This window comes from Klebsiella sp. 4_1_44FAA (genome assembly GCF_000238715.1).
Lineage (GTDB): Bacteria > Pseudomonadota > Gammaproteobacteria > Enterobacterales > Enterobacteriaceae > Klebsiella > Klebsiella pneumoniae.
The window spans coordinates 1-739 of the sequence record NZ_JH414852.1; the positions used below are offsets into that span (position 1 = coordinate 1).

General features: G+C 50.3%; 3 pseudogenes. All 3 read left to right on the plus strand.

Going from position 1 to position 739, the window contains the following annotated elements:
* Window positions 1-173, plus strand: a pseudogene (locus tag HMPREF1024_RS29880) (IS1-like element transposase); the annotation flags it as partial.
* Window positions 172-411: pseudogene (locus tag HMPREF1024_RS30980) on the plus strand (IS110 family transposase); the annotation flags it as partial. The pseudogenes HMPREF1024_RS29880 and HMPREF1024_RS30980, both read left to right, overlap by 2 nt.
* A 16-nt stretch (window positions 412-427) precedes the next feature.
* A pseudogene (locus tag HMPREF1024_RS29890) lies at window positions 428-736 on the plus strand (integrase core domain-containing protein); the annotation flags it as partial.
* Between the last annotated feature and the right edge of the window lie 3 nt (window positions 737-739).

Consider the following 739-nt stretch of genomic DNA (forward strand, 5'->3'; position numbering starts at 1 on the left):
ATCAGCTGTCCTCCCGTTCCAGCTACTNACGGGGTTGGTGCGTAACGGCAAAAGACACTGCCGGACATCAGCGCTATCTCTGCTCTCACTGCCGTAAAACATGGCAACTGCAGTTCACTTACACCGCTTCTCAACCCGGTACGCACCAGAAAATCATTGATATGGCCATGAACGAACCGTTACCGACTTAATCGTGGTGGAGATCGTGCTTCAAATAGTGCACTTCACATCATCGCCATCGGACGCTTACGAACTGACGCAAAAACAAAGGAATATGTCGCCAGGCGTGTAGCCGAAGGACATACAAAAATGGAAGCGATACGCTGTCTAAAGCGATATATCTCCCGCGAAGTTTACACGTTACTGCGCAATCAAAACAGGCGGATCAACAGTATCCCGATAACAGCTTGACTCTTAGAAGGGCGTCCAAGGCAGCCATTATACGAGCAGGCAGTTCCGGCAGTTACTGTGGCGATACCGGATCAGGCAGAGTATGAGTCGGCGTGGAAACTGCTGGGATAACAGCCCAATGGAGCGCTTCTTCAGGAGTCTGAAGAACGAATGGGTGCCGGCGACGGGCTATGTAAGCTTCAGCGATGCAGCTCACGCAATAACGGACTATATCGTTGGATATTACAGCGCACTAAGACCGCACGAATATAATGGTGGGTTACCGCCAAACGAATCAGAAAACCGATACTGGAAAAACTCTAACGCGGTGGCCAGTTTTTGTTGACCA